At 43.2% G+C, this 8,336-nt stretch carries 9 protein-coding genes and 1 pseudogene; all 10 read right to left on the bottom strand.

What is annotated here, in order from left to right; genetic code table 11:
• A pseudogene (locus tag N473_RS24740) lies at positions 1 to 231 on the bottom strand (hypothetical protein); the annotation flags it as partial.
• Positions 228 to 3,839 carry a tape measure protein gene (locus N473_RS24735; RefSeq protein ID WP_081221428.1) on the bottom strand — a complete coding sequence of 1,204 codons (3,612 nt, stop codon included), beginning with the start codon at positions 3,837 to 3,839 and terminating at the stop codon, positions 228 to 230. The gene N473_RS24735 and the pseudogene N473_RS24740, both read right to left, overlap by 4 nt.
• A gap of 62 nt (positions 3,840 to 3,901) precedes the next feature.
• On the bottom strand, positions 3,902 to 4,663 hold the full coding sequence (locus N473_RS24730) for a hypothetical protein (protein WP_063370273.1): 762 nt from the start codon (positions 4,661 to 4,663) through the stop codon (positions 3,902 to 3,904).
• Between the two features lie 8 nt (positions 4,664 to 4,671).
• Positions 4,672 to 5,076: a hypothetical protein gene (locus N473_RS24725; protein WP_063370272.1), complete on the bottom strand. Its 405-nt coding sequence runs from the start codon at positions 5,074 to 5,076 to the stop codon at positions 4,672 to 4,674.
• Positions 5,073 to 5,606: a hypothetical protein gene (locus N473_RS24720; protein WP_063370271.1), complete on the bottom strand. Its 534-nt coding sequence runs from the start codon at positions 5,604 to 5,606 to the stop codon at positions 5,073 to 5,075. Before N473_RS24720 ends, N473_RS24725 begins: the two co-directional genes overlap by 4 nt.
• Positions 5,603 to 5,902 carry a hypothetical protein gene (locus N473_RS24715; protein ID WP_063370270.1) on the bottom strand — a complete coding sequence of 100 codons (300 nt, stop codon included), beginning with the start codon at positions 5,900 to 5,902 and terminating at the stop codon, positions 5,603 to 5,605. Before N473_RS24715 ends, N473_RS24720 begins: the two co-directional genes overlap by 4 nt.
• On the bottom strand, positions 5,889 to 6,233 hold the full coding sequence (locus tag N473_RS24710) for a hypothetical protein (RefSeq protein WP_063370269.1): 345 nt from the start codon (positions 6,231 to 6,233) through the stop codon (positions 5,889 to 5,891). Before N473_RS24710 ends, N473_RS24715 begins: the two co-directional genes overlap by 14 nt.
• Before the next feature lie 46 nt (positions 6,234 to 6,279).
• Positions 6,280 to 7,314 carry a major capsid protein gene (locus N473_RS24705; RefSeq protein WP_063370268.1) on the bottom strand — a complete coding sequence of 345 codons (1,035 nt, stop codon included), beginning with the start codon at positions 7,312 to 7,314 and terminating at the stop codon, positions 6,280 to 6,282.
• 10 nt (positions 7,315 to 7,324) lie between these two features.
• Entirely contained in the window at positions 7,325 to 7,672 is a 348-nt protein-coding gene (locus N473_RS24700; protein WP_063370267.1) for a head decoration protein, read from the bottom strand.
• A 9-nt stretch (positions 7,673 to 7,681) separates the two neighbouring features.
• The coding region (locus N473_RS24695; RefSeq protein WP_196766477.1) for a S49 family peptidase at positions 7,682 to 8,336 on the bottom strand (655 nt) is incomplete at its 5' end.

The raw sequence follows: 8,336 nt of genomic DNA, 5'->3' as shown, positions 1-8,336 counted from the left end.
TATTGATATCTGGAATGAAGTAAGCGTGCTCTGTGAGTGATTAAATAAAGTTTCAAACGATGTGATATCTTCTAGTTCACTCTCTAAAACAATGCTCCTTCCCGCAATTATCGCGCTCTTTTCTATGTGCTGCGCTCCATTCAAAGAAAACTCTGATTGCTGAACGACACCCATTGCCTGAAACTCGTTTTTCCATACGAAGTGGGGGTACTCTATGTTGTCTAAAGTCATTGAACTAAACTCAACTGTTCTAATCTATCAATTAGCCTCTCTTCCATAACAACCAAGGCGTTTTCTACAACTTCATCCGAACTGATAACTTGCAAACGAATTATTTTGCCCGAAGATAAAAATGTTTGAGGCTGTGCGCTTACTGGTTGTTGATAGGCAGGTATGTATTCAACACTGGCTGATGATGCCTGCGGCCTACCTTGAGAGCTACTAGCGCTGCTTTCTTGTTTAAGTGCATCTCTACGCTGCTGAATCAAACCCGCTAATGAGCTTCGCTGCTCCCGATCCAAATGGTTCAATTGTTTTACAATTCGCTTGTAGAGGTTTGACAGTTCAGATTTTGAAGCTGCGTTGTTGATTTGAGATTCAAATTTTGAATACTGACTAGATTGAAGCTGCTCACGCGCACGCCGCTCTTTTTCTTGCTGCACTTCACGACTAGAAAAGCTATAAGCGTTATCTTTTTCATGCTTTTCCTGATAGTCAACAATAGTTTGAACTGTTGGCCGAGGGCCATTGCTCAGTGAACTAACGTTACTTGAAGCACTTGAAGCGCTACGACTAACACTATCTAAAGCGTTTTTCTGGTCTCTTAGACTTTTCAATTGAAGTTCATTTGCTTTTGTTGACTCTTTTGTTGCTTGGGTCCCCCTTTGCGTAGCTTGTGTAGCGGCATCTTGCGCACCTTTAAAATCTCCAAGAAGCTGGTTAACAACACGCAGTAAACCTTCCAGCCGCCCTTTTTCTTGATTGTACTCTCGACTTTTAATTGCGCCCGATTGGTATTGAGCGCCAAGGCTGTCTAGTTTACTAAGCAAAGCACTTTGCTCACCTTGGAGTTGTCCAAGTGTTGCAAGCTCCAAGTTCTGCACCGTGTTAAGGTCTTGTGTTTGCTGAGTTAAACGAACTTGCTGCGCGCTAAGTGCTTTTTGAGCTTCCGCTTTTTGCTGAGATGTAGCAGTGCTCGATGCGATGACCTGCTGATTTGTTCGAATCGCTTTGTTTGTTTCATTAACTGCGCGCTGATACTTTGATACTGCTTCTGAATTGGTATCGGTTACTGGCTTTAACTCATTGGCTTTCGCTATAAGTTTGTCTAGCTCAGTTGTGAGGCCAAGCGCTGCGGCTGCTGCTTCCACACTTGCAGGTACAGTTTGATCTGTTGCGCCAGCGGCGCTTATTGCTGCGTCAGCCCACTTTAAGAAAGCTTGCTGCTGCGCTGCAATTGGTTCGTTATGCTGCTGAATTAGCTCGAACGCACCTTGCAACTTTTCAGCAGTTTTTGTTAACGATTCACTGCTATTTAAACCGAGTTCAGCGTATGCCTTACTTAGATCATTCGTTAAATAAGACTGGCGCTCAAGGCTTTCGTTGTGCGCTTCATACTTCAACTTTAAATCGTCTATGTGCGCTATCTGTTCAGCGTATTGGTCACCAACTAACGATAGCGCAGCGCGGGCTGAGTCAAGGGATAAAATAAAACCGTCAACGCCATCCCTTACACCGTTAAGACTGACGCTTTGTGCATCAAGAGATTTTATTACTTCTAGTGCCTGGGGAATGCTCATTTGCAAGAAAGCTTGTCGATCCGCTTCTGCTTGCTTTGCCGCAACCGTTGCCTGTTCTAGTTCTTGTTGCTTCTTAGCTACGTTTTCATAAATACCTAATTGCTCATTCCAGACAACTTGGCCACTGGCTAAAGCTGCATCATATTCGGCCATTGTCGTAATGTTCACACCCATTTCACGACTAATGTCTGCAAAAGCTTGTTGCAGTTTATTAGCTTGCTCTTGGGCATTTTTCTTACTTTCAGCTACTTCGCGCTGCATGGTCAGCAGCTTTTGATACTCACTATAAACAATAGCTAGTTGATCAATGAGTAATGTATAAGCGCTAACAGCGCCTAGTGAGGTTAAAATATTTTTGAATTTTAGAGAGCTTGCCGTATTTACTTTGGTTTGCGTGTCTACAGTTCGCAATGAAGTTGCATAGGCTATCAATGATGCTACCGCCGACCTAGCGCCCGCAATGACATTTGAGAAATAGCTACCAACTTTTAGTGCTAACCAAACTTTAGTGACAGCAATTATTGTGTCTTTGTATTCAACTAAGGTGCTGATAGCTCCCTTTACCGCTTCACCTGTTGATACTATTGTGTCGCTTATTGATTGCGCCCACTGCTTAAGTCGCCCATCTGCCGACATTGCAGCAAATTGCTTGTTTAATTCTGTTACTTGAGCTTTAAGCCAATCCATTGCCCCGCTGGTAGCAATTAGATTGTAAAATTGGTCTAAATTGTCTTTTGCATTTGAGATTTGCCCGCTCAATAGTTGCATTTGCGCTTGAGCGCTGCCTGCGCCATACTCGCCCATCTCTTTTATAAGGGCGGCGATGACATCTCGCCCCAGCTTACCGGCTGTCGATAGTCGCTGTAGCTCCACAACATTTTTACCAGTTGCACGCTCCAACATTTCCCAGATAGGGATCCCGCGCTCTGTAAGTTGTAGAATCTCTTCACCTTGAAGCTTCTGTTTAGTCCAAGCTTGCCCGAGGGCTAAACTCACCCCTTTCAACTCTTCGTATCCACCACCTAGTTTGAAAACGGTATCAACGATGGATTGCATCGAGCCGTCCATCGGGTCCAAACCAAAAGCTTTAAGTTTTACAAATGCCTGACTGACTTGCGACAATTGAAGCGGTGTATTCTTGGTGAATTCCTTAATCCACTTTGTAGCCTCTCGCCCCTCTGCAATACCACCCATCAAGCCATTAATTTGAAGGTTTAACCGCTCGAATTTATCACCGATAGTAAAAATTTGAGCAATTGTGGATGCTATTTGGTCTAGCCCGATATAAGCAGCGCCTAAAGCAATAACATCTTTCGTTACGCTAGAAATACTTCCGCCATAACTTTCCGCGCTCTTTGTTGTGCGCTCTAAATGCCTTTGCTGCTTTGATAGCTTATTTGATGTATCTGCAATCGCTTTTTGGGTGCCTTTCTGGCTTACTTCAAGCTTTCGATATTCTTCAGAGAGGTTGTTTAGGTCACGCCCTTGGCGTTTGAGTTTATTGGTAAGTTTTTCAAATTCGTTTCTCCCCTTTGTTATCGTGGTCGCTAACGAATTCACGCTACTACGCTGTTTTTTGATTGCTAATTCATGATTCGACAATGTTCGAATTGAATCGTCATAACTAGATTTAAGCGACTCAACTTTCTTTTTTTGGTCCGAAATGCTTTGCTCTAGCTTTTCGCTGCTACCACTGGACCCTTTCAACTCCTTTTCTAGCTCACTGAGTGATTTTGATGCTTGGTTTAATTCTTTTTGAAGTCGCTTTGACTCCGAGCTAAGTTCAGTCTTTTTTATTTTAAGCTTATCGAGAGCAACGCTATTTTCTGTGTATTTTTCTTTAGTTTTTTCCAGTGAGCCAGATAGCTCGTTGTATCGTTCTATAGCGCTTTTCTGAGCATTGGTTTTTGCTAGTTCTGCATTGAGAATTTCAATTGTCTGCTCTAAACGCGCAGCTTCTTTTTCTGCATTTTGGGCTGGTTTTGAAAGAAGGTCTCGCCCCCTAATAATGAACTCAACCACTTTATTCTTAAAAGACATTTGAACTATGCTCTCCCAATAAAAAAGCCCCTAAATGGGGCTTTTATTTTGAATAAAAGTTTTTAGCTGATTACATCTAGCAAGTAGTCATAATCTTTACCTTGAGCGATTGAGGCAACCCCTTCAAACTCTGGCGACATATATTCGTTTTGTAAAAAGTTCAGCGCAGAAGTTGAGCTCATTTGCGCGAGAGGGACATCCAGTTGCACCTTGTCACCATTGTCAATATTTACGCCAGTTAATGAGATAGCCCAGTTCACCTCCTGAACTTCTCCACCCTTAATCCGACTCCCCTCAAGCGCTAAAGCCTGATAAGAGACCTTTATTTCTCCACCGTTAACCACTCGGCCACCAGCCAATGGTCTGATCAAACCCGCAGCCCATTTAACTTCGTAGTCAACGCCATCTACTAGGTCATCTACACCCAGTTTAACGCCCCAATTTGTTGACGTGATGTGCTTTGCACCTAAACTGCTCCAAGTGCCGTCACTATTCAGAGTGATTGGCTTATCAGTTGCATTTATCGCTTGCTGATTTAACGCTGTATGCTCTGCGGCTAAGGCATCGGCAATAATTTTAGAATCAACTTCATCAAACTTAAGCTTTAACTTTGTTGGGTTTGCGGTTTGAACTCGGCCTAATGATTTACCATGTGTTGCTTTATTTCTTGATGGCCTGATAATTTCCTCAATATCAGGCTCTATCTCTAACTGCTCCGCGTTGATTGGACCTACTGCGCCAGTGCCTGGCAATGGCACACCTTTGCTATTAGTGCGTGTGAGAAATACCTCTCCTCGCAATATAAAACCTTGTGAATCCGACATTTTCACTCCTATTTGAATTTTACTCTTAAACTAAAAACCGCTTTTGCGTCATTGTCCTGCGGCTCTGGTGGTAGAATTTTGATTGATTCAGTAAGGGCAAACTCGATAGCTTTTCCATCTAGGGCGCTATTGATTGATTTGCTCTCTTTTTCGATAGCAAGCTTTATCTCATTAGCTAGTTCTAATAAGAGCTTATCCGCATTTTCGAATAGTGCTCCGTTAGCTCTGTGGGTTAGCACAGCTAGAACGTCTAACTGCTGGGGCTTTCCATCACTCAACTCTAAGACTTGAATTGTAATTTTCTTATCTTGGTCTCTGCCCAACGAGTCAGATCTGTAAAAGCCGCGTTCAGATGGCGCAAAAGCACTGAAAAACTTTACCAGCGCATCAAGCACCTCTAATGGTTGAGTCATAATGATCTCTCAAACTTTTTAGTTAGCATTTGCACAACGAAAGGCTCAACATCATCCTTGATCACTGCTAAGGAGCCCGCAACACTGGGGCCATAGGGTACGTCTGGTATATCGCGAGTTGTCTGCCCTTTGTCACGATAACCAAGCAGGACATTGTTATTTTTACCCTGAAAAATAAATGCACCTTTCCAGTGGCTCGTTTTTCCACGTAAAAATGCGCCCATATATCCCGCTATAACCAATTTATTTGGTGTCTTAGGATTTACGCTTCGACGATAAACTGGATCTTGAACGAAATTTATGGCGCTACTGACTCGGTGGCGAGCGAAGATAATCAACTCAAGCTGGCTTGGTTGAACCTTTAACTGTAAACGATCACCAATGTAACTTCTGTCTTGGAACCCATAGCGATCATAAATCGCGTTTACTAGCTCGCCTTTTACCTGCTCTCCGCTATCTGTGATCGTCTGCTTAAGTTTGACTTGAGCAGTTGTGCGCATATCGCGTATTTGTCGTGATAGTTTCGTCATGTGAATATAAATGTGATAGAAATTTCATCTTTCATATAGAGCTCTGATAAATGAAAGGTTTCATTTCCAATGATTATGGGAGTTCTAGTTTCTGGGGAACATTGAGAGCGAAGGAGGCGCACAGTTTTTATCTCTTCACGAGAAAAGTTGGAGTATGCATCACCACGCTCACGTACTCGTTCCGCAACTTCAATATCAACGTCTTGCCCTTCATAGATTCCTTTTTCAGCAGTTGCGAGGAAGAGCTTTTCTTCTACCGAATAGCTCTTTTTTAGAGCGTTGCTAAGCAGGTTCATAGGGCTTTACTTGATCATACTTGAGCGCTATTTGCGCTTGCTCAGGTGTTAATTTATTCACGCCAGGTGCAACTTTAAAGCAGCTTTTATCGTCCGATTCGTCAACTTGCAGAATCAGTAAACCGTTGCGTTCACTGAACACTTTTGCGTTTTCAGGTTTATGTTGACCTATTTTGGTATTGTTTTCTTCTGATTTGGCCGCTAGCTCTGCCGTCAGAGCTTCGACCTGTTGCTTTAGCTTAGCTTCTGTCTTTTCCGGTTCAATTTCTCGCTGCAACTGCAAAGACAGCTCTGTTACTTTTTCTGTTAACTGTTCAATTTTATTGCTCATTGTTTTACTCGCAAAAAAAAGCCGCAGACAGCGGCTTATAGGTTGATTAGATTAATTTGATAACGACAAAGGCGTCTGGGTCTATATTTGCCATGAGTGGCGCGGATTTCGTAACTGTAAAGGTCTTAGCAACATCGCCCGTTTCTTTATAAATTTTCGGGAAACGGTCAGTCTCACTCATTCCCGCTTCAATGGCATCATCATCAAGTATTGCGCCATAGAGTCGGGCCAATTCAACGCCTGAATGCCCAAATACAAATGTATAGTCATCTAGGTAGTTTTGTTTAACGCCATTCACGCGCATATAGCCCGTATAGACGACAACTAGGACATCGCCAAGATATCCTTTGTAAGACACATCTTTTCCTAGGTCTTTAAGTGCTGTTTCAAGCTGGGAGTTTGAGCCCCTTCTTGTTTCGAGCTTGTTGCTTATGGCGTCAAACTCATTTAGAAGACCCCAACCAAGCTGATCACAAATCAGTATGTTTAAACCATGCTCTGACGCTACGGCATACTTTTCAATGTCTCTCATTGGATCGTATGTTTTACGGTCTTTTGCTACCCATGAAGCTGCACCAGCCAGCGTAATTTGGTTTTCAGGGCTGCGGTTGAAATTCACATTAATTGGCTCTGGTAGACCTTCACCTTCACAAGTGTAATGCCCGTCAACTACCGCTCTAACAGCCATCCATTCCTCAGTTTGTTGAATTGCGAGCTCTTCATCAATCAAGTTTTGCGTGATGATCGCTTGCCTGCGCTGTTGCAAAGACAACTCTCCGGAGAAGGCCTCACCTGGGCGTCTTTTCAGTGTCTTTGCGACATCTACATCATGTTTTGGTTTGAGTGAGGCAGGCTTAATTGATGAAGTCGTGTGGCCACGAGTTTTGATCACTTTTCCGTTTACTTCTGGTGCAACAAAAACGGCTGAGTTGACAGCTTCATCAACTTTGTCAATGTCCACTTCTTCGGTAGAAAAAGTGTACATATTGGGGAAAAACAGAGCTAAAAAAAGCGAAGATACCTTCGCTTTCTTTTTTTGAACTACGCCGTACAGCGCTCGTGGTGTGTATGTGTCTGACATTGTTAATTCCTTATTCTAAAACTTTTCCAATCGCAATCGGTGTACCATCAAACGCCCCTAATTTTTGCGCGTCTGTTGCAGCTGCTGGCCAATTAATAAGGTCTGTATTGAAATGACCTCCATCATAATACGGAGCCGCCTTAGCTCCGGTGGCGGTATCAACAGTGCCAACGGTTAAAAATTTCGCAAACTGAGTGCCATCATTAGCAGCCGGATCCCATTTCTTCAGGTGCCCAGTTACGGCCACTCTCCCAATTGGTGTTAGTTTTGGCAACGTTTGAGAAGTATCAAAAGTGCCTGTGTTTTGAGTTAACGGGCGATCTCCCGCTGTAAGCTGCTCGTGGATCAACTGTTCCATTTATTACTCCTATTTTCCAAAAACTGAATCATGAGCGGATAACAGCGCTTGCTCTTCTTTTTCAATATCAGAAAGTTCATCTGCATCACCCGATGTGTCTAAGTTTGGCTGCTTTTCGTCTGACATTGCACCATCTAATGCTGCTCCTATGTCATCCCCCTTGGCGCTGTCATCCGCCTGCCCACCTTCTTTTGCTGAAACTTTTAAAAGTCCCACAGCTTCGTCTGATGACATGCTAGTTGATAGCGCTAAATGAGTTGCCATTGTTGTGCGGCTTTTTGCTTCATCACTGTTTAAAATGGCACCGATACGTTCTCGCTCCATCTTTGCACCTTCCGCCTTAGCAGCGTCTAAATCTGATTGAGTGAGTTGGCTGTCCGAACCTGTTTTTGCTGTTTCAGGCGGATTTTTGTCAGTAGACATTGAAACTCCTATTGAATTATTTGATTTGATAACGTCGAGAAGTAAAGGAACAGCTTCTTGTCCATTTACCAGTTTGTCAGCAAAGCCGATGTCTATGGCTTCTTGACCTGTAAATACTTGCGCCTCAGTGTCTAGAACAGCGCTTTTACTAATGCTGATACCATCAGATACGAGTTGAGCAAACTCGTCCCTAGATTTATCTAATCTAGATTTGATACGGCCTTGAACTTCTTTTGGCAGC

Source organism: Pseudoalteromonas luteoviolacea CPMOR-1, assembly GCF_001625685.1.
Taxonomy (GTDB): domain Bacteria; phylum Pseudomonadota; class Gammaproteobacteria; order Enterobacterales; family Alteromonadaceae; genus Pseudoalteromonas; species Pseudoalteromonas luteoviolacea_K.
The sequence above is the reverse complement of the archived record's forward strand: the minus strand, read 5'-3'. Positions and strand labels throughout refer to the sequence as shown.